Origin of the sequence: Mesorhizobium sp. M1050, from assembly GCF_040318715.1 — a bacterium.
Lineage (GTDB): Bacteria > Pseudomonadota > Alphaproteobacteria > Rhizobiales > Rhizobiaceae > Mesorhizobium.
The window spans coordinates 1-26,891 of sequence record NZ_JAMYMV010000076.1; the positions used below are offsets into that span (position 1 = coordinate 1).

A 26,891-nucleotide genomic window follows, 5' to 3' on the forward strand; every position below is an offset into this window, starting at 1 on the left:
CATCTTTTTTCCTGGGCCTTGGAGTCTTCTTGGCGGGGTCGGATGTTTTTCTGTGTGCCCCACCCTGACCCCCTCCCCCCCGCCCGCGGCCCCGCCGGCCCCCCACCTCTCCCCCGATCGACGGGGGAGAGGAAAGGCGCGAACTTATACAGGCTGGCTCCCTTCCTCTCCCTCCGGAGGGGGGAGAGGTGGCGCCGCGAAGCGGCGACGGAGTGGGGGAAGCCCTCCGCGAAACGCACAGTCGCCGAAAAACTGCCAAAACTTGGCGAGCGAGAAAACTCAGACAAGAAATCATGATCCCGAACCGCAGGACCGCGTTAGCGAAAAGTAGCGACCGGTCGCGGACAAACCGTTCCGTTTGTTCGGAGATCATGCTCGGACAAGAAATCAGGTAATGACCAAGAAACCGGAAAAACCAGGATCTGCCAGCATTCGCGTGCTGAAGACGCGGATCAAGAAGAAGAGCGGCCTGAAGGAATCGTCGCGCCGCTGGCTGCAGCGCCACATCAACGATCCCTATGTCCAGCGCTCCAAGGCTGACGGCTATCGCTCGCGCGCGGCCTACAAGCTGATCGAGATCGACGACAAGCATCATCTGTTGAAGCCCGGCATGAAGGTGATCGATCTCGGTGCCGCCCCCGGCGGCTGGTGCCAGGTCGCGGCAGCGCGGACGAAATCGACGGCCGACAAGCCGCATGTCGTCGGCATCGACTATCTGGAAATGGACGCCGTGCCCGGCGCACCGGTGCTGTTGATGGATTTCCTCGATCCACTGGCTCCGCAAAAGCTGGCCGAGGCGCTCGGAGGCGACCCCGATATCGTGCTGTCCGATATGGCGGCACCCACCACCGGCCACAAGCGAACCGACCATATCCGCACCATGCATCTGTGCGAGGTGGCGGCTGATTTCGCTCTGTCGGTCCTGAAGCCGGGTGGGCATTTCCTCGCCAAGACCTTCCAGGGTGGCGCCGAAAACGAGCTGCTCTCGATGCTCAAGCGGAATTTTCGCTCCGTCCATCACGTCAAGCCGCCGGCGTCACGCGACGAATCGGTCGAACTCTATCTCTTGGCCAAGGACTTCAAGGGGCGAGAGCCGCCGTCAGGTGAATCGGAACGTCCAGAGGGCGAGCCGGAAGTGTAACTCGCGTCAGGTGCCGGGCGGGCTTACCGTCTCCAGCGTCTTGGGCGCCGTCAACCGGCCATGTCCGGAGACGGCGTTGCCGGCATCGGGCGCCAGCCGCATGAATGATAGCGATGCGGCGGCGGAAATCGCCGCGACGACGAAAAACGCGGTGTGGAAATCCGCCAGTGTCAGTGACCTGCCATTCAGGCTCGTGGACACTTCCAGGATGCCGCCGGCCACCGCCACGCCAAGCGCGATCGACAGTTGCTGGAAGACCGCGGCAATCGGCGTCGCCTTGCTGGTGTCTTCAGCCGAAACCTCGGCATAGGCGAGCGCATTGACGCCGGTGAAGAACATCGAGCGGATGAAGCCGCCGACCAGCAGCATGGCCAGCACCAGCAGATAGGGTGTGTCTGGTGTGAACAGGCCGTTGATGGCGATCGAGGCCGCGGCGACCAGCGAACCGATTACCAGCACACGGCGGAAGCCGGCGACGCGGAAGATCAGTGCGGTGACGAATTTCATGCCGATGGCGCCGATCGCCGAGACGAAGGTGATCATGCCGGACTGGAACGGCGTCAGCCCAAAGCCGATCTGGAACATCAGCGGCAGCAGGAACGGCACGGCACCAATGCCTATGCGGAACAGTCCGCCGCCAAGTACCGAGGAGCGGAACGCCCGGTTGCGGAACAGTTCGAGCGCCAGCAGCGGGTTTTTGGCACGGCGCGCATGCAGCAGATAGAGTGCGCCCGACAGCAGGCCAACCGTCACGGTGACGACACCGACGATTGGCGGCAGATAGGGCAGGCTGACCACCGACAGGCCGAACACCACGCCGGATGCCGCCAGCCCGCTCAGCACGAAGCCGATGAAATCAAGCGGTGGGGTCTGCGCGGGTTCGGTCTCCGGCAGGAAGCGCGTCGCCAGCCAGATACCGACCACGCCGATCGGCACATTGATCAGAAAGATCCAGTGCCAGGTGAAGTAGGTGGTGATGAAGCCGCCGACGGGCGGCCCGACCAGCGGCCCGACCAGTGCCGGAACGGTCAGCCAGGACATTGCCGCGACGAGTTCGCTTTTCGGGGTCGCGCGCACCAGCACCAGCCGCCCGACCGGCGTCATCATGGCGCCGCCGATGCCTTGAAGGAAGCGCGACACGACGAAGGCCGGCAGCGAACGGGAAAGGGCGCAGGCGATCGAGCCGACGATGAAGACCGCGATCGCGGCACGAAAGACGTTCTTGGCGCCGAAACGGTCGGCCATCCAGCCACTGATCGGAATGAAGATCGCCAGCGACACCAGATAGGCGGTCAGCGCCAGCTTGAGCGCAATCGGGCTGGTGTGGATGTCGATTGCGATCGCCGGCAGCGATGTCGCGATGACGGTCGAATCCATGTTTTCCATGAAAAGAGCGACCGCCAGTATGAGCGGAATGGTGCGGTTCAAGGAACGCGTCCAGACGTGAATGTTGCGTCGCCGCTAGCATTGTCGGCTTCAGGCGGCGGTTATCATGCCTTCGCCGGGATGTCGCATTAATTGCTGTCACTTTTATGCGACCGGCAACCACAGGTGGCATTCTCTGGACGAAACGTCAGCTTTCCGGGAGCGTGAAACACGGCAACGAACTCGGGTTGACGGGTTCCTTCGCAGCCTTTGCCGGCGCGTTGGCTGACGGAGCATTAAACGAAAAACCCGCCTGCGCGGCGGGTCACTGGCGCAAATCAGCACTATAGGCGAATATGTACCCATAGCTGAGGGCACGAAATCAAGAAAAAATTCCTATCCTGAAAAGCTGCCGGCACAAAAGCTGCCGACACTGAACTGGCTGTCGTCAGGTCTTTTGTTAACCTGACTTCGGAGCCTGGGGCGTGAAATCATCGGCTTTTCATCGGCGCCGGGACGTGTTACGAGCCAGCGCCAATCCTGAAAGGGAAGAAGACGAGTCGGCGCTGTCCATTCCGGTCAAGCGCTTTTTTGTATTCCGAGGACTGGCCATGGCAAAAATCATCGAAACGTCCACCGGCGCACTGGCGCTGACCTTTGACGACGTGCTGTTGCAGCCCGGTCACTCCGAGGTCATGCCTGGCGAGACCGATGTCCGCACCCGCATCGCCGGCGACATTGACCTCAACGTGCCGATCCTATCGGCGGCGATGGACACCGTCACCGAGGCGAGGCTTGCCATCGCCATGGCCCAGGCCGGCGGCATTGGCGTCATCCATCGCAATTTCTCGCCGGCTGAACAGGCAGAGCAGGTGCGGCAGGTCAAGAAGTTCGAATCCGGCATGGTGGTCAATCCCGTCACCATCGGCCCCGACGCGACGCTCGCTGACGCGCTGGGCCTGATGCGCAGCTATTCGATCTCGGGCATTCCAGTGGTCGAAAATGGCGGCAGCGGCGGCCACAAGGTCGGGCGACTGGTCGGCATCCTGACCAATCGCGACGTTCGCTTTGCGTCCGATCCGGCGCAGAAGGTCCATGAACTGATGACCCGCGACAACCTGATCACCGTCAAGGAGAACGTCGACCAGGACGAGGCCAAGCGGCTTCTCCATCAGCACAGGATCGAAAAGCTGGTCGTCGTCGACAGGCAGGGCAATTGCGTCGGGCTGATCACGGTCAAGGACATCGAGAAGTCGCAGCTCAACCCGCATGCCACCAAGGACGTGCAGGGCCGCTTGCGCGCCGCCGCCGCCACCAGCGTCGGCGATGACGGTTTCGAGCGCGCCGAACGCCTCATCGATGCTGGCGTCGATCTTCTGGTGATCGACACCGCGCATGGCCACTCGCAGCGCGTGCTGGACGCGGTGACGCGTGCCAAGAAGCTTTCCAACTCGGTCCGCATCCTGGCCGGCAACGTCGCCACCGCCGAAGGCACGCAGGCGCTGATCGATGCCGGCGCAGACGCCGTCAAGGTCGGCATCGGTCCGGGCTCCATCTGCACCACGCGCATCGTTGCCGGCGTCGGCGTGCCGCAGCTTTCGGCGATCATGTCGGCGGTCGAAACGGCGCACAAATCAGGTGTCTCGGTGATCGCCGATGGCGGCATCAAGTACTCCGGCGATCTCGCCAAGGCGCTCGCCGCCGGTGCAAGTGCCGCCATGATCGGTTCGCTGCTGGCCGGAACCGACGAAAGCCCCGGTGAGGTCTATCTGCACCAGGGCCGCTCCTTCAAGGCGTATCGCGGCATGGGCTCGGTCGGCGCCATGGCCCGCGGTTCCGCCGATCGCTACTTCCAGGCTGAGGTGCGCGACACGCTGAAACTGGTCCCGGAAGGCATCGAAGGGCAGGTTCCCTACAAAGGACCTGTGTCTGGCGTGCTGCACCAGCTTGCAGGCGGCTTGAAAGCCGCTATGGGCTATGTTGGTGGTCGCGATCTTGCCGATTTCCGCGAACGCGCCACTTTTGTGCGTATATCCAACGCCGGACTTCGTGAAAGCCACGCCCATGACGTCACGATCACCCGCGAAAGCCCGAACTATCCGGGCGGAGCCTGACCAGTACGGGATTGGACGAAACCTGACCGCATCGATCCTGCGGCTGTCGCGCCATGCGGCCGCACTGTGTTTCCTGTCGGCAGCGGTTTTCATCGCCATGACGGCGATGGAATTCTTCTACTTCCGGCGGTTGAGTGGCGGCTTGTCGTCACTCGACATGCGCGTTTTGGGCTTCACGCCCGACGAAGGCATGGCCTGGCTGACGGCGCTCGGCCGGCGCGGCAGCGAGATCATTCTCGTTTGGCACTATCTGACCTTCGATCTCCTGTTCCCGGCGCTGCTGTCGGTGACGCTGATCAGCCTGATCCTGGCCACGGGCCGGCGATTGAAGAACTTCCGCGTGCTGCCGGGGCAGCTGCAATCGATCTTCGCACTGGTCCTGGTGCTGCCCTACACGCTTGCCGACTACGCCCAGAACATCGCGGTGGCGCGGCTGCTGTCGGATTTCCTGTCGGCTAACCCGGACTCGCTGTCTTTCGCCTCTGCGCTTATCGTCACCAAATTCGCGCTTTTCGCCATTCCGGTGGTTGTCATTGCCGCCTTCTGGCTGACAGGCCAGAAACACCAACCTTGATGCCAGACGGGGCAGGGGGCACTTCATGAACCAGACCACGATCTTCTGGCCTGTTCTGGCGCATGTGCTGCTGATCTACATCGTCTATGTCGTCCTGGGTCGTCGCAGATATGGCGCGGTCAGGTCAGGCGAGGCCAAGCCCGATCAGTACAAGGCGCGTTCGACCGAGCCGAGTTCCAGCTCTGCCGTTGCCGCCAATCTCATCAATCAGTTCGAGCTGCCGGTGCTGTTCTATGTGCTGTGCCTGATGCTGCACCTGACCAACGGCGTAAACTATCTGACTCTGGCGCTGATGTGGATTTTTGTCGCGTCGCGCTATTTCCATGCCTGGATTCACCTGACCAGCAACCATCTGCTGCTGCGCAGCCGCTCTTTCTCGTTCGGAGCGGTGGTCCTTTTGCTGGGATGGATCTGGCTTGCGCTGCACCTGCTCGGAGTGGTTTGAGCCGGGGCAACTGCCTTTCTCCCACAGGGGGGAGGACGGGGCTGAAGCTAAAGATCAAACAGTGCAATCTTGCGCTTGTCGAACTTGATGCCGATCTCGCCGCGCACCAGCTTGAGCGCTGCCTCGCCGAACACCGCGCGCCGCCAGCCCTGCAGGGCCGGTACGTCGGCATCCTCGCCTTCGGCTGCGATGCGATCGATGTCGTCGCTTGAGGCCAGCACTTTCGAGGCGACGCCTTCCCTTTCGGCGACGATCCGCAGCAGCACCTTCAACAGTTCCGCGGCAGCGTTCGAGCCCTCCGGCGGCTGAAAACTCTTCGGCAGTTTCGGCATCTGCTCCTTGGGCAAGGCAAGGGCGGTATTGACCGCGCCCAGCAGCGCCGTGGCAGTCGAGGAGCGTTCCCAACCCTTCGGCGTGGTACGCAGCTTGCCAAGGCCTGTCGCGTCGCGCGGAGCCTGCTGCGCCACCTCGTAGATCGCATCGTCCTTGAGCACGCGGCCGCGCGGCACGTCGCGTTCGCGCGCTTCGCGCTCGCGCCACGCGGCCACGGCCTGCACGATCGCCAGTTCCTGCGGTTTGCGCAGCCTCATCTTCAACCGCTTCCAGGCGTCCTCGGGATGCGGATCATAGGTCTCGCGCGAGGTCAGGACATCCATTTCCTCGTTGAGCCAATGGGCACGGTTTTCCCGCTCCAGCTCGGCGCTGAGGTGCTGATAGACCTCGATCAGATGGGTGACGTCGGCCAGCGCATAGTCGAGCTGCTTGTCGGAAAGCGGCCGGTGGCGCCAGTCGGTGAAGCGCGACGACTTGTCGAGCCGCGCACCGGTGATCCGCTGCACCAGCTGGTCGTAGGAAACGCTGTCGCCGAAGCCGCAGACCATCGCCGCGACTTGGGTGTCGAACACCGGGTGCGGAACCAGGTCGCCGAGATGGACGATGATTTCGATGTCCTGCCGGGCGGCGTGGAAGACTTTGACCACCGCCTCGTTGGCCATCAGCTTGAAGAACGGCTTCAGATCGATATCGGGCGACAGCGGATCGATCAGCGCCGTTACGCCGGGTGCGGCCATCTGGATCAGGCACAGGATCGGCCAGAAGGTCGTTTCCCGGATGAATTCGGTGTCGACGGTGACGAACGCCGACTTTTCGAAAGCGGCGAGAGCGGTCTCGAGTTCTTTCTGGGTGGTGATGACGTGCATCAAATCGCTTTTGGCAGGAGTAAGGTTTTCCTAGATTTCAGCCGGCGGGGCTTTCGTCAAGCTTTGGCGCCATCTTCACGAGCCAGCCGGCCCGTCGGAATCGCTGTTTCTTCTGGCTAGCCGTGCGAATGCCGTCGAGGTGCGCAACAGCGCGGTGAAACGGCGGCGCCTGCCTGCCGGCACGCCGGAACGGGCCTGCATCCGATAGAGAATAACAGCAATGAAGATCGCATAGACCACGGCGCTGAACACAAACAGCGCGCTCGGCCCGAAATATTGCATCACGGCTGAGGCGGCGAACGGCCCACCAATGGCGCCGAAGGAATAGAACAGCATCAGTGCCGCGTTGATCAGCACGAATTCGCCGGTATCGGCGCGGTCGTTGGAGTGCGCGGCTGACAGCGAATAGAGTGGCATGGCGAAACAGCCGAAGATGAAGACGAGGACGAAGTTGAGCGCCGGATTGCTGCCGGCGATGAACGACAGCGCCAATGCTGAAAGCATCGCGCAGCAGGTCGTCATCAACAGCACCCGGCGCCGGTCCCAGCGGTCGGAGAGGTAACCCAGCGGATACTGGATGATGGCGCCGCCGAAAATGCCGACGCTGACGAAGGTGACGACATCGGCGACCGACATGCCGATCTGCTCGGCGTAGACCGGCGACAACGTGCGAAAGGCGCTGTTGGTGACGCCGACGGCGATGCAGCCGAAGCAGCCCAACGGCGAAATCCGCCAGACACGCGCCAGGTCGAGCTTGACGTCCTCGGGCGGCGTCGGGTTGGAGCGGTCGCCGAGCGAGACCGGCACAACTGAGAACGTGATCATCATCGACATGATGGCGAAGATGGCGAAACCGCCGGCGCCGAAGATCGGGATCAGGAACTGGGCGCCGGTCACCGAGCCGATATCGACCATCCGGTAGATCGCCAGCACACGCGCGCGGTCGCGATTGCTGACGCCGGAATTCAGCCAGCTTTCGACGATCGTGAACAGCCCGGCGAAACAGAAACCGCCGGCGAAGCGCACCGCGCACCACATCACCGGATTGAGGACCAGCACCAGCAAAAGGGTGCCGACCGAGGCGATTGCCGCCAAAGCCGCAAATGCCCTGATATGGCCGACGGCCTTCATGATGCGGGTAATGGCCAGGCAGCCGAGCAGGAAACCGGCGAAATAGAACGTGCCCATCAGGCCGATGCCGGAAGCGGAAAAACCTTCCTTCGCGCCGCGCAGCGCGATGAGCGTGCTCTGCAGCCCATTGCCGCCAAGCAGAATGCCGGCGGCGAGCAGGAGCGGAATTAGCGGACGGATGGAGGACATGAAGGGGTGATCACGTGTCGGTGACCCTTCTTGAACCATCGCCTTAGTTATTGCCAGCGGCAATCCTGGTGGCATAGTTCGAATTCGGCCTGGGTCGGGAAATGGGTAGGCCGTTCAATCCGTGCTGGAATTCTGCAGCTTCAGCGACGCTGCATGTGCAACGAACGCTTCAACACTCTCCTTTGAATAGCCAAGGAGAGCACCCTCCAGTCTCGCCAGATCATTCGATGTGAAGACGTCAAAGGCTTCTCCGCTGCGGCACATGCGAGCGATCAGCAGGCTGAGCTTGCAGCGCCACTCCTCTGTCGGCAGGCAGTAGCTGCGTTCTTCCACGGACGTTTTGGGATCAACCTGGGAGAACTTCAGAATTCGGCCTTCGTCGACAAACTGCTTGAAATGCGCTTCACCAATATCTTCGGCGTCCACGCCTGGTTCTGCCGCGAACAACGCCATCGGCTTGTCGCCCCGCAGCATCAGTTCCAACTCGCGGCTATTATGTGGTCCGATGCCCTTTTGCGAAGAGCGTTTCGGCACAAAGCATCTCCCAAATCGTGATGGCTGCATCGTTGCAAGAAATGCTTCTGACGGCAATGCATGAAGACCGGCAGAGACTTGGATCCCTCAAGGTCGAACCAACAGGCAACCAAAGCCGCTTGCCTTGACAAAGGCGGCCTCTCATGCGCTTTTCGCGCAAATTTTCGAGCCGGCCCGTCGGCCGCAACCCAGCACCCCGGACTGTACCAATGACAATGCACCGTTACCGCAGCCATACCTGTGCCCAGTTGAGGAAGAGCGACGTCGGCTCGACCGTTCGCCTGTCGGGCTGGGTGCATCGCGTGCGCGATCATGGCGGCCTGTTGTTCATCGACCTGCGCGACAATTATGGCCTGACCCAGATCGTCGCCGATCCGGATTCGCCGGCTTTCAAGGTCGCCGAGACCGTGCGTGGCGAGTGGGTCATCCGCGTTGACGGTGAGGTCAAGGCGCGCTTGCCCGAGACAACCAATGCTAACCTGCCGACCGGGGAGATCGAGATTTTCGCCCGCGAGATCGAAGTGCTGTCGGCGGCCAAGGAATTGCCGCTGCCGGTGTTCGGCGAGCCTGACTATCCCGAGGATATCCGGCTGAAATACCGTTTCCTCGACCTTCGCCGCGAGACGCTGCACAAGAACATCATTGCGCGGACAAAAATCATCGCCGAAATGCGCAGGCGCATGGGCGAGGTTGGTTTCACCGAATTCTCGACGCCGATCCTCACCGCCTCGTCGCCGGAAGGCGCGCGCGATTTCCTGGTGCCGTCGCGCATCCATCCCGGCACCTTCTACGCGCTGCCGCAGGCGCCGCAGCAATACAAGCAGCTGATCATGGTGTCGGGCTTCGATCGCTACTTCCAGATCGCGCCCTGCTTCCGCGACGAGGATCCGCGCGCCGACCGTCTACCCGGCGAATTCTACCAGCTCGACCTCGAAATGAGCTTCGTCGAACAGGATGATGTCCTGTCGACCATGGAGCCGGTCATGCGCGAGGTCTTCGAGACCTTCGCCAATGGCAAGCCGGTGACGCAGAACTTCCAGCGCATCCCCTACGATGTCGCCATGCGCAAATACGGCACCGACAAGCCGGATCTGCGCAACCCGATCGAGATGCAAGCCGTCTCCGACCATTTTCGCGATTCCGGCTTCAAGGTGTTCGCAAACATCCTTGCCAACAATCTGAAGGCCGAGGTGTGGGGGATTCCTGCAAAGACCGGTGGCAGCCGCGCCTTCTGCGACCGCATGAACTCCTGGGCGCAGGGCGAGGGCCAGCCGGGGTTGGGCTATATCTTCTGGCGCAAGGAGGGCGACAAGCTTGAAGGCGCCGGCCCGCTCGCCAAGAACATCGGCGAGGAGCGCACCGAGGCGATCCGCCTTCAGCTCGGCCTTGCCGAAGGCGATGCCGCCTTCTTCGTCGCCGGCGATCCGAAGAAGTTCGTCTCCTTTGCAGGTGCGGCGCGCACGCGCGCCGGCGAGGAGCTGAACCTCGTCGACCGCGAGCGCTTCGAACTGTGCTGGATCGTCGACTTCCCGTTCTTCGAATGGAACGAGGAAGAGAAGAAGATCGACTTCGCTCACAACCCGTTCTCGATGCCGCAAGGCGGCATCGATGCTCTGAATGGCGAGGATCTGCTCGGTATCAAGGCGTTCCAGTACGACATGGTCTGCAACGGTTTCGAGATCGCTAGCGGAGGTATCCGCAACCATCTGCCCGAAACCATGGTCAAGGCGTTCGAGACGGTCGGGCTGGATCGCGCTACGGTCGAGGAGCGCTTTGGCGGCCTCTACCGCGCTTTCCAATATGGCGCGCCGCCGCACGGCGGCATGGCTGCCGGCATCGACCGCGTTGTCATGCTGCTTGTCGGGGCGAAGAACCTGCGCGAAGTGACCATGTTCCCGATGAACCAGCAGGCCTATGATTTGTTGATGAGCGCGCCTTCGGAAGCGAGCCCGCAGCAGCTTCGCGAACTGTCGCTGCGCGTTGCTGCGCCCAAGAAGGACGCCTGATCGTGCTTCGGGCGATGCTTTAAAAAACCGCCCGAACCGATTCTTTCGATTCGCTAATCCCATAAAAAACCCGGCATCGCTGCCGGGTTTTTCGCATCTTGAGGTCGCTTCGATCAGTCCTCGTTGGCCTTGACGGTGACGCCGAGCGTCTTCGGCAGGTCGAGCGGATTGGACATGGCGCCCGCCATGATCAGCGCGAACGGCACCGATGCCGGTGGCTCTGCCGAGATCTCGATGCTCTTCGGATCGTCGAGATATTTGCCGACCGCGGCCGTGACCTGTGCCGTCAGTTCCGGGTTGTTGAGCTGAGCCATGCCGAACGGCACGATAGCCTTGGCCTGGTTGGCAATGTCCTTGCCGGACATGCCTTGCTGCTTGCCGACATAGTCCAGCACCTTGTTGGTCAGCGAATCGTCGTCGAAGCGGATCGAGGCGCCGTTGAACGAAAGCTGCTGCAACAGGCCGAGCATCGCCATGCCCTGCGCCGAATTGTCGGCGCCTTCAGGTTGTGCCGCCATTTTCTTCTGCATTTCCTGCAGCGACTTGATGAAATCCATCGTGTAGCCGCCGAGATCGAAGGTCATTCCGAACGTGCCGGCATTCTCGACGGAGATGTCATATTTCGACAGTTCCATCTTGCCGTCCGAGGGCTGCCAGGTGCCGGCCATCTCAAGATTGCCCGCGATGTTCTGGTAACCGAGCGCGTTGATGACTTCCTTGGACTTGGGATCGTCGACCAGCGTCAGGTCGGCGTTGAACTTTTCCGTGGTGGCGCTGAATTCCATCGCCTTGCCGTCCGCCGGCGGAGTGATCTCGATGGCCAGTCCGTCCATTGAGAAGGCGGTCTTGTCGGCGACTTTGACGGTCATGTTCGAGAGTTCGGCAGACTTGTACATCATCAGCGAGCCCAACGGGCTGGTCGCGCCGTCGGCCGGAACGGTCATGTCGTGGATGACGAACGGGCTGAGATCGAGGGTGACGCCGTCCTTGCTGTGTTCGAAGGCCGCCGTCGACACAGTGGCGATGTCATAGCCGCCATTGGCCTCGGTGATGCCTTCGAGTTTGACGTCGCCTATGGTGAGGGCTTCCTTTTCCGCCGCCGGTTTGACGGCAACGCCCTGCAGCACCATGCTGGCGTTGTCACCGGTCACGCCGGTCCAGGAAATGTCGACGCCCTGGGCAGCAAGGGCTGCCTTCAGCCGGTCGGCGACTGCCGCGTCCTGTGCAAGGGCGGCGTTCAGCGGCAACGTGAGCAAAAAGGTCGAAAAGGCAAATTTCTGGAGAGTTGAGCGTTTGATTGTCATCGCAGATCCCTGAGAGTGTTCTGAAATTGTTTTTCAATTCTTTGCGCCATCACCATTCCGTGACGAACTGGACCGGAAAAAGGCGTATCCCGGCACAATGGCCAAAAATCACGGCGAAAGGCAAACCCGATCCCACCGTCTACGTGCGAACCGGCTAATTTATCATGAAGAACCGGTGGGCGATATCATCGCGCTTGGCCTTAGAACGCGCATGTAACAGGCTGATGTTGGTCGATATCCCTTGGCGTACGGTTTCATGTTGCAGAAGGTCCGGCATAGCTGCCTGCCTCTTGCCGCGAATCACCCGCTCGGCTAGTCCCAGCCCATGGGAAAAAGGCTTTTGCCGCCTGAAAATGGCGGTGGTGATCATATCGAGCCGGTCGATCTGAAGAAGGCGCTGGAAGAGCGCTATCTTGCCTATGCGCTGTCGACCATCATGCACCGGGCGCTGCCAGACGTGCGCGACGGACTGAAGCCGGTCCATCGCCGCATCATGCACGCCATGCGCCTGTTGCGGCTCAATCCGGACCAGGGCTTTGCCAAATGCGCCCGCATCGTCGGCGAGGTGATGGGCAAGTTCCACCCGCATGGCGACCAGTCGATCTATGACGCGCTGGTGCGGTTGGCGCAGGATTTTTCGATGCGCTATCCCCTGGTCGACGGGCAAGGCAATTTCGGCAACATCGACGGCGATAACGCCGCCGCCATGCGCTACACCGAAGCGCGCATGACCGATGTGGCGACCGAACTGTTGTCCGGCATCACCGAGGACGCCGTCGACTATCGGCCGACCTACAATGAAGAAGACGAAGAGCCGGTGGTTTTGCCCGGCGCCTTCCCGAACCTGCTGGCCAACGGCTCGTCCGGCATTGCCGTAGGCATGGCGACATCGATCCCGCCCCACAACGCGGCCGAGCTTTGCGATGCGGCACTTCACCTGATCGAGCATCGCGACGCGCCGGTGGCGAAGCTGATGGATTTCGTCCAGGGGCCGGATTTCCCGACCGGCGGCATCATCGTCGACAGCCGCGCCTCTATCCTCGAAGCCTATGAGACCGGTCGAGGTGGGTTTCGCGTGCGCTCGAAATGGATCCAGGAAGATCAGGGCAGGGGCACCTGGAGCATCGTGGTCACCGAAATCCCTTACGGCGTACAGAAGGCCCGGCTGATCGAGAAGATCGCCGAGCTGCTGATGGCGCGCAAGCTGCCGCTGCTTGAGGATATCAGGGACGAGAGCGCCGAGGACATCCGGGTCGTGCTGGTGCCGAAGAGCCGCTCGGTCGATCCCGGCATCCTGATGGAATCGCTGTTCAAGCTGACCGAGCTCGAAAGCCGCTTCCCGCTCAACATGAACGTCCTGTCGCGCGGCAAGGTGCCCAACGTGCTGTCGCTGAAGGGCGTGCTGCAGGAGTGGCTCGAGCATCGCCGCGAGGTTTTGATCCGCCGATCGAAACATCGGCTCGATGAAATCGAACGGCGTCTTGAGATTCTTGCCGGCTATCTGATCGCCTATCTCAACATCGACGAGGTGATCAGGATCATCCGCGAGGAGGATGAGCCAAAGCAGGTGATGATGGCCCGCTGGTCGCTCACCGACACGCAGGCCGAAGCAATCCTCAACATGCGGCTGCGCGCTCTGCGCAAGCTGGAAGAATTCGAGATCCGCAAGGAATTCGACGGCCTGAGCGCCGAGAAGAAGCAGATCGAGGCGCTGCTTGCTTCGAACGAGAAGCAGTGGGCGACGATCAAGTGGGAGGTCACCAACATCCGCGACAAGTTCGGTCCGGAGACCGAGCTCGGCAAGCGCCGCACCCAGTTCGCCGACGCGCCCGAGCACGATCTGACCGACATTGCCCATGCCATGATCGAGCGCGAGCCGGTCACCGTGGTCGTTTCGGAAAAGGGCTGGCTGCGGGCAATGAAGGGGCATCTGGCCGATCTCTCGACGCTTACTTTCAAGGAAGGCGACAGCCTCAAGCTCGCCTTCCATGCCCAGACCACCGACAAGGTGCTGGTCTTCACGACCGGCGGCAAATTCTACACCATCGGCGCCGACCGGCTGCCAGGTGGCCGCGGCCATGGCGAACCGATCCGCATCATCGTCGACATGGACAATGATCAGGACATCGTCACCGCCTTCGTTCACGATCCGAAGCGCAAGCTGCTGTTGGCCTCGCATGATGCCAACGGGTTCATCGTGCCTGAGGAGGAAGTGGTCGCCAACACCCGCAAGGGCAAGCAGGTGATGAACGTCAAGGCGCCGGACGAAGCCAAGCGCTGCATTCCGGTGACGGGTGATCATCTCGCCATCGTCGGCGAGAATCGCAAGATGCTGGTGTTCGCGCTCTCCGAGATTCCGGAGATGGGCCGCGGCAAGGGCGTGCGGCTGCAGAAATACAAGGACGGCGGCCTTCTCGACCTCAAGCCGTTCGCGCTGGAGAGCGGTCTCACCTGGCAGGATTCAGCCGACCGCACCTTCACCCGGTCGCGCGAGGAACTGGCCGAATGGATCGGCGCCCGCGCCTCGGCCGGCCGCATGGTGCCGAAGGGTTTCCCGAGGACAGGGAAATTCGGATGACGCTGCTAATCTCCCCCCTTGAGGGGGAGATGTCGCCGAAGGCGACAGAGGGGGTCGGTACGTCCTGACGCGACCTCCTATCGCAGACGAAGGAGGCTGGCGCTTCATGCGCGGCGACCCCCTCTGGCCTGCCGGCCATCTCCCCCTCAAGGGGGGAGATACCCAACCATTTGGACTATCGTCACGATTGCTGCACTATGTCAGTGCATAAGCGGGAAGGGTGTTTGAGAGAGGCAGGCGTTTGAAGGAAGCAAAAATCCAGAAGCCGGAACGGCAGCAGCGCCTGTTCGGCCTGTCGACGCCGCTGCGGGCCGCCGTCATTCCGCCACTGTCGGCGGCGCGCTGGCTGCTGGTGCTGATCGTCGCCGCCGGCGTCTATTTCTTTCATGGCTTCCTGTTTCCGGTGCTGGCGGCGCTCGTCATCGCTTTCGCCAGCTGGCCGCTCTACCGCCGCCTGCTTGTCGCAGTTGGCGGTAACCGCACCATCGCCGCAACCTTTGCCATCCTCTTCATCCTCGCCTTCCTGGTGATACCGATCGCCTTCGCCGGCACCTATGCGATCAATGAGGTCCGCGAGTGGGTCGCCTGGGCGATCGAGACCAACCGGCACGGTGCGGTGACGCCGCACTGGATCGCCACCATGCCTGTCGTGGGCGAGTGGCTGAACGAGCAATGGACGACGAATTTTGGTCATCCCGGCGGCATTGGTGAACTGATCCAGCTGGTCAGCGGCGCCAATATCGGCAGCATCTACCGCGGCGTGCTGGCGGCCGGCGGCAGCGCCTTCGGCCTGCTCCTGACGCTGCTGTTCATGATGATCGCCTTGTTCTTCGCCTATCGCGACGGCGAGCACTTTGCCGGCCAGGTCGACCGTCTCGGCGAACGCATCCTGCCGACCAGATGGGAGCGGATCTCGCGCGTCGTGCCGGCGACGATATCGTCGACGGTGACCGGCATGACCGTCATCGCCATCGGCGAGGGGCTGGTGCTGGGTATTGCCTATTGGCTGGCCGGCGTGCCGTCGCCGGTAACGCTCGGCGCCCTGACCGGCGTCATGGCGCTGATCCCCGGCGGTGCGCCACTATCCTTCACCCTGGTCTCGATCTACCTCGCCGCCAGCGGATCGCCGATGGCCGGGCTGGCGCTGTTTCTATGGGGCGCGGTCGAGTTGTTCATCGTCGACAAGACACTGCGCCCGAAGCTGGTCGGCGGGCCGATAAAACTGCCTTTCCTGCCGACGTTCTTCGGCCTGATCGGCGGCGTCAAGACCATGGGATTCCTAGGCCTGTTCATCGGCCCCGTGTTGATGGCCCTGTTGGTCGCAATCTGGCGCGAATGGCTGCGCGAGGTGGAACTGGCCGACGAAATCGCACTTGGTTCGCCGGCCGAAATTGAAGCCGGCCCGCAAATCGAGGCTCTGCCGGAACCCGACCTGGCCAAGAAGAAGGCCAGTGCCTGATCTCGTAAACCGGTTTGCTCTACACCGGGTGATGTACCGCAAAGTCGCTACGGCGCTTGCGCCCGTCATGCAGTTGCCATGCCGAATGTGCGATCAGCGTCACGACCAGGATCGCACCACCAATCAGGCTGTTGCGGGTCGGTGTCTCGGCAAAGATCATCCACACCCAGACCGGCGCCAGCACCGTTTCGAGCAGGTAGAACATCGCCACTTCCGGCCCCGAAATGTATTTCGGCCCGGCGGCAAGGCAGAAGAACGAGATCGGCATGATGACGGCGCCATTGAAGATGATCCACCACGGCGCGTTCACGTGGAAGCCTTCGCCTGTCACCATGAAGGCTGCCAGCCCAAGCGGCAGAAGGACGCCGACGAGCGAGGTGAATCCCATGTCCTTGCCGCTGGCGCGCGAGATGGTGATGGCCACGGCGATGAAGAAGGCCGAGCACAGCGCCATGAAATCGCCGAACAACTTTCCGGTGCCGACAGAACCGCCGACGATGATCAGCACGCCGACGATCATGATAAGCATGGCGGCGATCGTCACCAGCCGCGGCCTCTCCCGCAGGAATATCCAGGACAGCAACCCCGCGAACACGGTGTTGAAGGCCAGGATAAACACCAGGTCGGCGGTCGAGGTCGTATAGACAGCGGTGACGAAGGAGATCCCGGTCAGCCCATAACAGATCGCCACAATCAGGCCGGACCAGCCGGGGATAAGTGGCGGGGCGTTCCGGTTCAGGGTGCGCCAGACCGACCAGATCACCATCGCCGCGACGAATGTAGTGCCGGTGCGCAGCAGCATGATCGTCCATGCTCCACCGTCGGCGAGGCGGATCAACGGTATGTCGGCAGTCAGCGTCAGCCCGCCGATGGCGGTTATCAGAAGACCTTTCTGGTGATCACTGTGAGAGGACATGCAGGAACTTTCGCAATGAAGAGCAGGCTGGCGGCCGCCGGTGCTATGGCGCACTCTCTCCAGCCAACCGGCTGAACGACCAGCATCTCCTGCCTTGAAACAGTGTTAAGCGCGGATCGTGGAAAAACTCAGCGTGAAACCGCTTCGTTGGTGTAGCGCTCCCAGCCTTTGGGGCCGAGATGCTCCTGCGGCATGAAGCGCATCTTATAATTCATCTTGCGCGAGCCGTTGACCCAGTAGCCGAGGTAGACATGGGGCAGGCCCATCGCCCTGGCGCGGGCGATGTGATCGAGGATCATGAACGTGCCGAGCGATCGCTCCTCGAAATCGGGATTGAAGTACGAATAGACCATCGACAGGCCATCGGCCATCTTGTCGGTAAGCGCCACCGCGATCAGCTCGCCCTGGCCCTTGCCGGTGATGAAGGTATCGGGCCCGCGACGGCGGTACTCGATCACCTTGGTGTCGACATGGGTGTCCTCGACCATCATGGCGTAGTCGAGCACGGTCATGTCGGACATGCCGCCACGGCGGTGGCGGGCATCGAGGTAGCTGCGGAACAGGGAATATTGTTCGGTCGAGGGCTCGGCATTGTGCATGTGGCCGACAAGGTCGGAATTGTGCTGCAGCACGCGCTTCATGTTGCGGCTGGCGACGAATTCCTGGGCGAGGATGCGTACCGAGACACAGGCGCGGCAGGTCTCGCATGCCGGCCTGTAGGCGATGTTCTGCGAGCGCCGGAAGCCGCCTTGCGTCAACAGGTCGTTCATCTCGGCGGCCTTGTCGCCGACCAGGTGCGTGAACACCTTGCGCTCGAACTGGCCATCGAGATAGGGGCACGGCGATGGCGCGGTCAGAAAGAACTGCGGCGACTGGGTCGGATGATGCGTCATCGAGCCTTGGAAACACTCCTTCGAATCACTCTACCTTTGGCGCGGACGGCGAAAAATTCAACAGGATTGTGAGGGCGTGGCTGACTCGACGCCTTCACATTTGCGCTTTATCGGTTGCGACTGCTCTTCAGAGAGCGGTTTCAGCGGTCGGTACGACTGACGACCGTGCCAAGCAAAAGATCGTGCAAGGTTCGCTTGCGGTCGGAAAACAGCGTCACCAGCAGTACCAGCGGCGACAGGATGACGTTGCCAGCCCAGAACAGCACCGAATGGACGACCGCGGTGAGGCCGTCGATCGGCCTGCCGTCGAGCCGGTCGAGACGGATGCGCATTATCTTCATGCCCGTGGTGGCCTGATCGGCGCTGCCAAGCGTGTTCCAGATGTAGAGGATGGCGACGGCCGGCACCAGGATGCCAAACAGCATCCAGCCAAGCCCGAGGGTCAAAAGCCCGAGGAAGAACACCAGGATGGCAAACGGAATGGTGAGCAGCGCGACGATGACATAGTCGATCACGAAGGCCAGGATGCGCCGCGTGCGCACGCCGTCATAGGCCCTGACATCGTCGAGCCTGCTGGTGATGATTTCGCCATCTAGAACGCGCGCGTTCATGTCATTTCCTCGTAACAGGGGCCCGGCATAGGGTGCGGGCCGCTCAGTAGTGAAATGGTGAAGACCTGTAGCGGAATCAAGATCGGGCTTTTCGCGGCGCGCAGGCCCATACTGCGTCAGATGCATTCTGAATTGGTTGAATTTGGGATGCGGATGGCATTAGCTTGCTGCGGCGCAACAAGGCGCTCACGGCGGGGACGGGGCAATATGGATTACGACATGCTGGTCATCGGCAGCGGCCCTTCCGGCCGCCGCGCCGCGGTGCAGTCGGCCAAGCTCGGCAAATCGGTTCTGGTGGTCGACCGCGGCCGGCGCCTGGGCGGTGTCTCCGTGCATACCGGCACCATCCCATCGAAAACGCTGCGTGAAACAGTGCTCAACCTGTCCGGCTGGCGCGAGCGTGGTTTTTACGGGCGCGGCTACCGGGTCAAGCAGGATATCTCGGTCGGCGATCTGGTCGAGCGCCTGCACAAGACGCTCGACCACGAGGTCGAGGTGCTGCAACACCAGTTCATGCGCAACACGGTCAAGAGCGCCCGCGCCGCGGTAAAATTTCTCGGCCCCAACAAGGTCAGCCTGACTACCGACACAGGCGATTACAGTGAGGTCGGTTTTGCCAATGCGCTGATCGCGGTTGGCACAAGGCCGCACCGGCCACGCGAGGTGCCTTTCGACAAGACCCGCGTCTTCGACAGCGACGAGATGCTGGAGCTGGATCGTTTGCCGCGCACGCTGACGGTGATCGGTGCCGGCGTCATCGGGGTCGAATATGCGACGATCTTTTCCGCGCTCGACGTGCCGGTGACACTGGTCGAGCCGCGCAACTCCATACTCGATTTCGTCGACCGCGAGATCGTCGACGATTTCATCCACCAGATGCGCGATCGCGGCATGACCATCCGGCTTGGCAGCGCAGTCAAGGAAATCCGCTCCAAGCCGGACGCTGCCGAGGTCGAACTGGCCGATGGCCGCACCATCCGTTCCGAAGTCGTGCTCTACGCCGCTGGCCGCACCGGCAATGTCGCCAGCCTTGGCCTGGATATAGTCGGTATCGACGCCGACTCCAGGGGGCGTATCAAGGTCGATCCGCAATCCTTCCAGACCAGCGTGCCCAACATTTACGCCGCGGGCGACGTCATCGGTTTTCCGAGCCTGGCCTCGACTTCCATGGAGCAGGGCAGGGTCGCCGCCTGCCACGCTTTCGGCGTGCCCTTGCCGCCGCCGCCGGAAACCTTCCCCTACGGCATCTATGCGGTGCCGGAAATTTCGACCGTCGGCCAGTCCGAGGAACAGGTGCGCGAGAGCGGTGCCGCCTACGAAGTCGGCGTGGCGCGTTTTCGTGAGACCTCGCGCGGTCACATCATGGGCGTCAACACCGGCTTCCTGAAACTGTTGTTCTCGATCGAAACGCGCCGCCTGCTCGGCGCGCATATCGTCGGCGAAGGCGCCACCGAGCTCATTCACATCGGCCAGGCGGTGATCAATCTCGGCGGCACGGTCGACTTTTTCGTCAACAACACCTTCAATTATCCGACGCTCGCCGAAGCCTACAAGATCGCCGGGCTGGACGCCTGGAACAGGATGGGACGAGGGTAGGCAGGCTGGTCATGCTGGTGAGCCCGTCAGCCTGCCTGCGCCACCGCCGCCGATCCCGACAGCCATTGCCGGACGATCACCGCGTCGGCGCTGCCGAATTCATGACCCGCTGGAACAATCCGGGCATCGATCTCTGCTCTGTGCTGGCTGAGCAGCGTCACCAGTGCCGGCGCGAAGGGCGCGTAGGTGAGATCCGCGGCACCGGCGATGATCAGCACTCGCACCCCTGACAGATCCGTCTCCGGCACGTCGTCGAGCACCGGCATCGGTCGCAGCAGCGCGGCGCGTTCGACAAGGCCGGGATGCAGCAGCATCAGGCTCGAGACCAAATTGGCGCCGTTCGAATAGCCGAGGAATGTCGTGCGGGTGAGGTCGAGATGGTGGCGCGTGGCCACGTCGGCGACGAAGCTTGCAAAGGCATCGCTCTCGGTGCGGATGCTGTGCTGCTCGAAACGGGTTGGCGTGATGCGTGCGAACCAGCGGAAACCATCCTCCTGGACAATGCGGCCGCGCACCGCGATCAGCATCGCACGCGGCGCTATCTCTCGTGCCAGCGGTACCAATGTCGTCTCGTCGACGCCCGACCCATGCAGCAGGAAGAAGCAGTCGCCAGTTGAATCCACCGGGCAGTAAAGGCGATAGAGAAAGGCGAGATCACGCTGTAACGCACCATCTTGTGAGGTCTCTTCAGTCATGCCTCATCCTTTTGATTTCATGATGACTTCGGTCAGTTTGCCGGCTTCAAAACGTAATATTTTCAAGTTCCGCGAAAGTTGATTGAACCGGGCGCATTACAGTCCGTTTCCTCGCCGATAACATTCCTCGGGAGGAATCGATGCGGTGCGCCGGGGGTCGCATTGCCGGAATGAACAACCAGCTTTGAGGCCTTTTTGTCGATGACCACCCCAATTTCCCCAGACCGCGATATGCGTGTCTCGGACCGCGACACGCGTATCGATGTGTTCCGCGCTCTCGCGCTGCTGACCATCTTTGTCGATCACGTGCCGGGTACCGCTTTCGAGTATCTGACCTACAAGAATTTCGGCTTTTCGGATGCGGCAGAGGTCTTCGTTCTGATCTCCGGCATGGCCGTCGCGCTCGCCTATGGCAAGAAGTTCCAGCCTGGAAACCGGCTGCTGGCGACGTTGAAGATGTGGCGCCGCGCCGGTGTGCTCTATACCGCCCACATCGTCACCACCATGGTGGTGATGGCGATCTTCTGCGCGGCGGCGGTGTTCGCCAGGCGACCGGAGCTTTTGACGATGATCAACATCGAGCCGTTGATCAAGAATGCACCGCAAGTGCTGATCGGCATCGTCACGCTCGGCCACCAGCTCGGCTACAACAACATCCTGCCGGTGTATGCGGTGCTGCTCTTGCTGGCGCCGGTCTTCCTGCTCTGCGTCAGCTATCGGCCGGTCTTGGCGCTGGTCGCATCCGGCGCGCTGTGGCTGGTCGCGGGAATTTACCAGATCGCTCCGGCGAACTATCCGGAGCCTGGCTTCTGGTTCCTCAACCCCCTGTCGTGGCAGTTCCTTTTCAACATCGGCCTGGCAGGCACGCTGCATGTGCGTCGCGGTGGTGCCATTCCGGTCAATCGCTGGCTGGTTGGCGCTGCCTTGGCTTACATTTTCATGGCGCTGGTCTGGGTGCACAGCCCTCTCTGGGGCCATATCTCCTGGCTAGGCCTGCCTCCGGTGCTGACCGGCTTCGACAAGACCTTTCTTTCACTGCCGAGGTTGCTGCATATTTTGGCGGTGAGTTATTTGATCGTTGCCTTCCCGGCCGTTTCGAACATTTTCCGCACCGGCCGCGATCATCCGCTTGCCATATTGGGCAAACGATCGCTGCCGGTTTTCATTGCCGGCACGGTGCTTGCAATGGCAGCGCAGGTGCTCAAGCTGATCAATCCCGGCGGATTTGCCTATGACTGCCTGCTGATATCAGCCGGCATCGCCATGCAGTTCGCGCTCGCCTATTATCTCGAATGGATTTCGGGCCTTGGCTGGTCCGGCAAAAGCAGGCCGGCACGCAACGTGGCACCGCCCCTCCATCCGTCCTTCGGCATGTCGATGGCGGCAAGAATGGGCCGGTGATGGGCGTTGAGGCGTCAGGCGGGTGAGGGGCCGGATGAGGCCCGCACCACGAGGTCGACCGGCAGCAATTGCCGGCTGAACGAGCCGTCATTTTCAAGGATCGCCTTGACGGCAAGGCGGCCCATCTCGGCGATGGGCTGGACGATTGTGGTCAGGGGCGGCTTGGAAACCGCTCCTTCCGGGACGCCGTCGAAGCCGACAATCGAAACATCGCCCGGTACAGTGATGTCATGCTGCCGTAGCCAGTCCAGCGCATGGAGCGCTATCCTGTCCGACATGGCCAGGATGGCAGTCGGTGTCTCGGCGGCAGCGAAAATATGATCGAGGCCCGCCCAAACGCTCTCCTCGTTATTTTCCGTCTCGTAGATCGGCACGCGCGAGACGTCGACATCGACGCGCGAGAGTTCCGCGAAGTAGCCACGCAGGCGGTCGCGCGTGCCGGAATAGAGGGCCTTCTCCATCCGCTCTTGCGTGGTCGGACCGAAGCCGGAATCGGCGTATGGCAGGGCAAGCACGGCAAAGCGACGATGCCCGAGCTCGGTCAGATGGCGCGCCGCCAGGCTTGCCCCGGCGATATTGTCCACGCCGATCGCCGCGACCGCCTCGTCGCCGTCTGAATCGAGATCGAGTGCGACAAAGGGGAGTTTGCGGTCGCGCGCCAGTTCGACCAGCTTTGAACCGCCCTCGACGCAGAAGACGATGAAGCCATCGACAAGCGCACTCTGGATGTTCCAGGCGAGCTGTTCGCTGTTGGCGGCCGAGACCAGCGAGATCCCCGCACCGGTCGCGTCACAGGCCTGCGAGATGCTGGCCATCATTACCCGGGCGAAAGGGTCTTCGAAGAAATAGGACAACGGTTCCGCGGTTGCGACGCCGATGGCGTTCACCTTGCCGGCGCGCAGCAGCCGACCCTTGGGGTCAGGTCCGCCATATCCCATTGCCTCGGCTGCCGCCTTGACCCGGTCGCGAACCTCCTCGCGCACGATCTCCGGGCGGGCGAACACATTGGAGGCGGTGCCGTGCGACACGCCAGCCGCCTTTGCAATGTCTGCCAGCCGCACCGGTCTTGTCTTTGCAGAGGTCAATGGCGCCATCTTCGTCTCCCTGAATTCATCCCATCTAGCACTTTCGTTGGATCGGTTCAAATTTTGGCTTGATAACAGGCTGGGCGAGGTGTATGTTTGAATCGATCCAATCAATGACGCCGCGGCTGATTGGATCGATTCAAGCAGGAAGGTGTGTCATGCATCCCGTCAATTTTCTATTCGAAGACATCTACCGCAACGACTGGAGCGTCTCGTCAGACGCCGCGAGGCGGAGGCGCCGTGGCGCCTCCAGCCCATGGGTTCGCGAGTTGCGGTTCCTTGTGGAGCGCAAGCGGAGCTGATCGGCGCTACATTTTCGTGGCGACAGATTGGATCGATTCAAATTCTAAAAGGAGTGCACATCATGCATCCCATGAGCTATCTGTTCGAAGACATCTACCGCAACTACTGGGGCATCGCGCCGGCGTCCGAGCGGCCGGAGGCGCGTCGGTTGGCGAGGCTGCGACGCCCAAATCGCGAATTGCTCATCCAGCCCGAACGCCGGCAGGACTAATTGCAGACATATTTGGCTGGGCGCAGGCCTGGTATCGTGGAGGGGCCAGGGGCGTCAGGAACGCGCCCGCGTCAGCGCCGATGCAGCGATCGTTAGCCAGCCGACGATGAGCAAGGTTCCGCCGATCGGCGCCGACAGTGGGAACAGCCGTGAGCCGAGGAAATCGCGGGCCAGCAGGTCGCCGCAAAACAAGAGCAGGCCAACCAGCAGGGCCAAGCTTCCCATTCGCAGGATCCGGTTTGCGCCAAGCAATCCGGCGGCGAGGAAGACCGGCGCATGCATGAGCAGGAAGGATGCGGCAGTGCCGACGAAGGCTCCGCCCAGATGCGCCGCCGCGGCCGACAGCGCCACGCCGGCGGCGCCACAGAGACCGCCGGCCAGGACGAGGATACGACTGCTGTTGCCGGAAAATTGCTCGGCTTTGCTCATGTCCAGGGCTCCATCCAACCCCGTTAGGGCTTGCCGGCGTCGGCAAGCATGTCCTGCTCGCGGCGCGATTGCGCCAGCCAATTATACACCGCACCGCCGGCCATCAAGACCGATGTGCCCAGAAACACCGAGCGCATGCCGAAATGGCCACCGGCAAAGCCGCCAAGCAAGGGACCGGCGACCTGCCCGACATACTGGGCGGAGATCGACAGCCCGAGCACATTGCCGCCGACACCATCGGGAACATTGTGGCGGATGACGCTGGTGATGCAGGGTAAGAGGCCGCCCAGCGCCAGGCCCATCAGGAAGCGCAGGCCGATGAGTTGCCAGCTCTGCGTCACGAAGGCCTGCGGGATCAGCAGCAACGCCGACACGGCAAGCGCGCCGATGACGACGTTCCAGTGACCGATGCGGTCGGCGAGCTTGCCAAGACGCGAAGCCGACAGGATGGCGCCAAGCGCGGCCGCGGACATGACGACGCCTGATATCAAAGTTGCGCGGCTTTGGTCTTCGACGAGCTGCTGCACGTAGACGGTGATGATCGGCTCGATCGACATGGTGGCGAAACTCAACAGCATGCCGGTCGCCAGCATGGCGATAACAGGACGCTTGTCCGGTATTTGCGCCCAGCCGCCTTTCGGCTTCTGCTTCGCAGCTGCGTCTGCTGGTTTCGGCCGGGGATTTTCCTTGATCAGAAACGTGGTCGCAAGGAACGCCAGGAAGATGACGCCGCCTGACAGGAGAAAGGTCGCGCGAATGCCGATCACCGGCGGCAGGGCGCCGCCAACCAGCGGGCCGACCAATGCACCACCGGTGATGCCGGCCGACAGCAGGCCCAAGGCCCAGCCGGAGCGCTCCTTCGGCGTTTGCATGGCGACGAGGATGGTCGACCCCGAGGAATAGCCGCCGGCAAAACCGATCAGCAGCCGCAGCAGCACCAATTGCCAGACCGTCTGCACCATGCCGGTCAGCGACATGCATATGGCCATGCCGAAGCTGGCGCGAACCAGCATCACCTTACGTCCGTAGCGGTCGCCGAGACGTCCCCAGAGCGGCGCTACCAGTGCCGCAGCGAGAAAGGTCGCTCCATAGGCGATCCCCGACCATTGCACGATTGCCGCGTGACCCTCGGCGCCCAGCTGCTCGATATACAGCGGCAGGAAAGGCAGAAGCAGCGTCATGGCGACGAGTGTTGAGAACGAACCGGCAAAACACACGAACAGATTGCGCCGCCAGTGGATGTTGTAGGTGCTGTCGTTCGCCGGAGGCGTGTTCTGCCGCATTGTCATACGTCCTGTCCGGGCAACACGGAGCTACGGGTTGCTGCGGATACCAAGTTGGGATACCAATATGGTACTCGTCATGGACGCAAGCCTGCCCGCTGTCAATGCAACCTGTCCACAGTGATCGGGAACAGCAATTGGCAAGCGGTCCGAAGCGGCCAGAAAATGGAAACGACAATGTCGCAGATGCAGAGCGTCGAAAAACAGCTTCGACAGATGATCCTGGGCCTCGAGATCGGCCCCGGCGAGAAGCTGACCGAGCGCTGGATCGAAAGCCGCTTCGGTGCGTCGCGAACCCCGGTCAGGGCAGCACTTCTGCGGCTCGAGACCGAGGGCCTGGTCGGCAGGGACGGGCGTGGCTGGACGGTGTCTCCGATCAATTTGGCTGAACTCGAGCAGATCGCCGTCTATAGGGAGGCTGTCGAGGTCGCGGCACTTCGCCTGACATGCGGCTTGGTGGACCGCAGTGCCGTCGATGTCATCGAGGCGATGCTCGAGTCCTGCGACAAAGACACGCCGCGCGAGGGATGGCATCGCGTCGGCATGGATTTCCACATCGAACTGGCGCGTCTGTCGGGCAACGAATTCCTGTTCCGGGCGGTCCGCGATGCCATGACCCGCCTGTCGCGGGCGCGCTGGCTGGAGGTTCGCGACGAAGCGGCCCTCAGCCGCGCCTGGGCCGAACATCGCGCCATACTGGCGGCGGCACGTGTTGGCGATGCCGATGAAGCCGCGCGCCTGCTTTCGGGCCATATCGTCGGCAGCCGCGAGCGACTGGTGACGTCGCTGGCCAACGATCGCCGCGGTCTTCGCGCCAGAGGCTTTGCCGTCGTCGCCGCTTAAACCGTTTTCCCGGGAAAAGCGCATAGCGCTTTCCCTTGGGAATTGCTCCAAACGATCAGCGCCGACAGGATGCGGGTCGCGGAAAAAGGCGGCGGCTGGATGTGTGCGCACTTTCGGCCTCGCTTCACAGACGCCGATGGCGTAAGGAGCGGCGATGGAAAACAACCGATTTGAAACACCTGTGACTGTGAAGTCAGCCGCAGCGGGAAGCACTCAGCTCTTGCGCACCGTGCGTGAGGCTTCCGACTACCTCCTCAACAGCTGGCCCGGCAAGCGCAGCCCCAAGCATCGCGCGGCGCTGCAGGCGTGCCACGATGCGCTGGCGGGCGACAAGCCGGCCATGAACGCCAGGCGCGCCTTCATTGCGGCAGCGCGCGAAGTGGATGTCTTTGTCAGCGACAAGGCGCCAGCCTGATATGCAAGCGCCCCTGATACGAGCGCGATAATCTAGGCAGACAATCTGGACTGTGGCGGGGGGGGGGGGGGGGGGGGGGGGGGGGGGGGGGGGGGGGGGGGGGTGTGGGGGGGGGGGGGGGGGGGGGGGGGGGGGGGGGGGGGGGGGGGGGGGGGGGGGGGGGGGGGGGGG

Annotated in this window: 24 protein-coding genes; 12 read left to right on the forward strand and 12 right to left on the reverse strand. The window is 62.2% G+C overall.

The window, feature by feature from the left end; translation table 11 throughout:
• The first annotated feature begins 394 nt into the window (after nt 1-394).
• Nucleotides 395-1,141, forward strand: coding sequence for an RlmE family RNA methyltransferase (locus NKH57_RS28325; protein WP_352949355.1), 747 nt, complete (start codon nt 395-397; stop codon nt 1,139-1,141).
• 6 nt (nt 1,142-1,147) lie between these two features.
• Here NKH57_RS28325 and NKH57_RS28330 read toward each other — a convergent pair whose 3' ends face one another.
• Nucleotides 1,148-2,569, reverse strand: a complete 1,422-nt coding sequence (locus tag NKH57_RS28330; protein ID WP_352949357.1) for a DHA2 family efflux MFS transporter permease subunit — start codon at nt 2,567-2,569, stop codon at nt 1,148-1,150.
• A gap of 548 nt (nt 2,570-3,117) precedes the next feature.
• Here NKH57_RS28330 and guaB point away from each other — a divergent pair.
• The 3 genes from guaB to NKH57_RS28345 are packed head-to-tail and all read left to right on the forward strand — an operon-like array spanning nt 3,118 to nt 5,639.
• Nucleotides 3,118-4,620, forward strand: a complete 1,503-nt coding sequence (gene guaB / locus NKH57_RS28335) for an IMP dehydrogenase (protein WP_023762205.1) — start codon at nt 3,118-3,120, stop codon at nt 4,618-4,620.
• Nucleotides 4,571-5,194: a hypothetical protein gene (locus NKH57_RS28340; protein WP_352949359.1), complete on the forward strand. Its 624-nt coding sequence runs from the start codon at nt 4,571-4,573 to the stop codon at nt 5,192-5,194. The genes guaB and NKH57_RS28340 overlap by 50 nt, the downstream gene beginning before the upstream one ends.
• A gap of 25 nt (nt 5,195-5,219) precedes the next feature.
• Nucleotides 5,220-5,639, forward strand: coding sequence for an MAPEG family protein (locus tag NKH57_RS28345; RefSeq protein WP_352949361.1), 420 nt, complete (start codon nt 5,220-5,222; stop codon nt 5,637-5,639).
• A 47-nt stretch (nt 5,640-5,686) separates the two neighbouring features.
• Here NKH57_RS28345 and rnd read toward each other — a convergent pair whose 3' ends face one another.
• The 3 genes from rnd to NKH57_RS28360 form a co-directional block, all read right to left on the reverse strand.
• A complete protein-coding gene (gene rnd, locus NKH57_RS28350) occupies nt 5,687-6,838 on the reverse strand; it encodes a ribonuclease D (RefSeq protein ID WP_352608367.1) in 1,152 nt (383 codons plus the stop codon).
• 75 nt (nt 6,839-6,913) lie between these two features.
• Entirely contained in the window at nt 6,914-8,158 is a 1,245-nt protein-coding gene (locus NKH57_RS28355; RefSeq protein ID WP_352949363.1) for an MFS transporter, read from the reverse strand.
• A gap of 114 nt (nt 8,159-8,272) precedes the next feature.
• On the reverse strand, nt 8,273-8,692 hold the full coding sequence (locus NKH57_RS28360) for a hemin receptor (protein WP_352949365.1): 420 nt from the start codon (nt 8,690-8,692) through the stop codon (nt 8,273-8,275).
• Nucleotides 8,693-8,907: 215 nt separating this feature from the next.
• Between NKH57_RS28360 and aspS the strand changes: the two genes are divergently transcribed.
• Nucleotides 8,908-10,698: an aspartate--tRNA ligase gene (gene aspS, locus NKH57_RS28365; RefSeq protein ID WP_352949389.1), complete on the forward strand. Its 1,791-nt coding sequence runs from the start codon at nt 8,908-8,910 to the stop codon at nt 10,696-10,698.
• Between the two features lie 113 nt (nt 10,699-10,811).
• Here aspS and NKH57_RS28370 read toward each other — a convergent pair whose 3' ends face one another.
• Nucleotides 10,812-12,002 carry an aq_1923 C-terminal domain gene (locus NKH57_RS28370; RefSeq protein ID WP_352608363.1) on the reverse strand — a complete coding sequence of 397 codons (1,191 nt, stop codon included), beginning with the start codon at nt 12,000-12,002 and terminating at the stop codon, nt 10,812-10,814.
• A gap of 325 nt (nt 12,003-12,327) precedes the next feature.
• Between NKH57_RS28370 and parC the strand changes: the two genes are divergently transcribed.
• Both parC and NKH57_RS28380 read left to right on the forward strand, forming a co-directional pair.
• A complete protein-coding gene (parC, locus tag NKH57_RS28375; protein ID WP_352608361.1) occupies nt 12,328-14,580 on the forward strand; it encodes a DNA topoisomerase IV subunit A in 2,253 nt (750 codons plus the stop codon).
• A 241-nt stretch (nt 14,581-14,821) separates the two neighbouring features.
• Nucleotides 14,822-16,039, forward strand: a complete 1,218-nt coding sequence (locus tag NKH57_RS28380; RefSeq protein WP_352605192.1) for an AI-2E family transporter — start codon at nt 14,822-14,824, stop codon at nt 16,037-16,039.
• A 19-nt stretch (nt 16,040-16,058) separates the two neighbouring features.
• Here NKH57_RS28380 and NKH57_RS28385 read toward each other — a convergent pair whose 3' ends face one another.
• The 3 genes from NKH57_RS28385 to NKH57_RS28395 form a co-directional block, all read right to left on the reverse strand.
• Nucleotides 16,059-16,955 (reverse strand): DMT family transporter, encoded by an 897-nt coding sequence (locus NKH57_RS28385; RefSeq protein ID WP_352949367.1) that lies wholly within the window; start codon nt 16,953-16,955, stop codon nt 16,059-16,061.
• A 128-nt stretch (nt 16,956-17,083) separates the two neighbouring features.
• On the reverse strand, nt 17,084-17,848 hold the full coding sequence (locus NKH57_RS28390; RefSeq protein WP_352949369.1) for an arginyltransferase: 765 nt from the start codon (nt 17,846-17,848) through the stop codon (nt 17,084-17,086).
• Nucleotides 17,849-17,988: 140 nt separating this feature from the next.
• Nucleotides 17,989-18,459, reverse strand: a complete 471-nt coding sequence (locus tag NKH57_RS28395) for an RDD family protein (protein ID WP_352949371.1) — start codon at nt 18,457-18,459, stop codon at nt 17,989-17,991.
• A 207-nt stretch (nt 18,460-18,666) separates the two neighbouring features.
• On the opposite strand from NKH57_RS28395, the gene sthA reads away from it, so the two are divergent.
• A complete protein-coding gene (gene sthA, locus NKH57_RS28400) occupies nt 18,667-20,055 on the forward strand; it encodes a Si-specific NAD(P)(+) transhydrogenase (RefSeq protein ID WP_352949373.1) in 1,389 nt (462 codons plus the stop codon).
• Nucleotides 20,056-20,081: 26 nt separating this feature from the next.
• Here the strand turns inward: sthA and NKH57_RS28405 are convergent, their stop codons facing one another.
• Nucleotides 20,082-20,750 (reverse strand): alpha/beta hydrolase, encoded by a 669-nt coding sequence (locus NKH57_RS28405; RefSeq protein ID WP_352949375.1) that lies wholly within the window; start codon nt 20,748-20,750, stop codon nt 20,082-20,084.
• A 201-nt stretch (nt 20,751-20,951) separates the two neighbouring features.
• Between NKH57_RS28405 and NKH57_RS28410 the strand changes: the two genes are divergently transcribed.
• A complete protein-coding gene (locus tag NKH57_RS28410) occupies nt 20,952-22,151 on the forward strand; it encodes an OpgC family protein (protein WP_352949377.1) in 1,200 nt (399 codons plus the stop codon).
• Nucleotides 22,152-22,165: 14 nt separating this feature from the next.
• On the opposite strand, the gene NKH57_RS28415 is transcribed toward NKH57_RS28410, so the two are convergent.
• Nucleotides 22,166-23,245: a LacI family DNA-binding transcriptional regulator gene (locus NKH57_RS28415; RefSeq protein WP_352949379.1), complete on the reverse strand. Its 1,080-nt coding sequence runs from the start codon at nt 23,243-23,245 to the stop codon at nt 22,166-22,168.
• Nucleotides 23,246-23,600: 355 nt separating this feature from the next.
• Here NKH57_RS28415 and NKH57_RS28420 point away from each other — a divergent pair, with 355 nt between their 5' ends.
• Entirely contained in the window at nt 23,601-23,750 is a 150-nt protein-coding gene (locus tag NKH57_RS28420) for a hypothetical protein (RefSeq protein WP_352949381.1), read from the forward strand.
• A 54-nt stretch (nt 23,751-23,804) separates the two neighbouring features.
• Here the strand turns inward: NKH57_RS28420 and NKH57_RS28425 are convergent, their stop codons facing one another.
• The gene (locus tag NKH57_RS28425; protein ID WP_352949383.1) at nt 23,805-24,179 is read right to left on the reverse strand and encodes a DUF423 domain-containing protein; all 375 of its coding nucleotides are present in this window, start codon (nt 24,177-24,179) and stop codon (nt 23,805-23,807) included.
• A gap of 23 nt (nt 24,180-24,202) precedes the next feature.
• On the reverse strand, nt 24,203-25,462 hold the full coding sequence (locus NKH57_RS28430; protein ID WP_352949385.1) for a multidrug efflux MFS transporter: 1,260 nt from the start codon (nt 25,460-25,462) through the stop codon (nt 24,203-24,205).
• Between the two features lie 177 nt (nt 25,463-25,639).
• On the opposite strand from NKH57_RS28430, the gene NKH57_RS28435 reads away from it, so the two are divergent.
• Both NKH57_RS28435 and NKH57_RS28440 read left to right on the forward strand, forming a co-directional pair.
• Nucleotides 25,640-26,305 (forward strand): GntR family transcriptional regulator, encoded by a 666-nt coding sequence (locus NKH57_RS28435; RefSeq protein ID WP_352949387.1) that lies wholly within the window; start codon nt 25,640-25,642, stop codon nt 26,303-26,305.
• Between the two features lie 154 nt (nt 26,306-26,459).
• On the forward strand, nt 26,460-26,720 hold the full coding sequence (locus NKH57_RS28440) for a DUF982 domain-containing protein (protein ID WP_023759919.1): 261 nt from the start codon (nt 26,460-26,462) through the stop codon (nt 26,718-26,720).
• Nucleotides 26,721-26,891 lie beyond the last annotated feature (171 nt).